A 317-nucleotide genomic window follows, 5' to 3' on the forward strand; every position below is an offset into this window, starting at 1 on the left:
GTGCAGGCGATACGGGCATAACTTGAGTACTGTAGGGGAGACTGGAATTCCTGGTGTAGCGGTGAAATGCGCAGATATCAGGAGGAACACCGGTGGCGAAGGCGGGTCTCTGGGCAGTAACTGACGCTGAGGAGCGAAAGCATGGGGAGCGAACAGGATTAGATACCCTGGTAGTCCATGCCGTAAACGGTGGGCGCTAGGTGTGGGTTTCCTTCCACGGGATCCGTGCCGTAGCTAACGCATTAAGCGCCCCGCCTGGGGAGTACGGCCGCAAGGCTAAAACTCAAAGGAATTGACGGGGGCCCGCACAAGCGGCG

1 rRNA gene is annotated in these 317 nt (G+C 58.7%); it reads left to right on the plus strand.

The annotated features are described in order from the left end of the window. Nucleotides 1-317 (plus strand): 16S ribosomal RNA (locus HMPREF3011_RS10850); the annotation flags it as partial.

It is taken from the genome of Corynebacterium sp. HMSC074C04 (assembly GCF_001838295.1).
GTDB classification, from domain to species: domain Bacteria; phylum Actinomycetota; class Actinomycetes; order Mycobacteriales; family Mycobacteriaceae; genus Corynebacterium; species Corynebacterium amycolatum.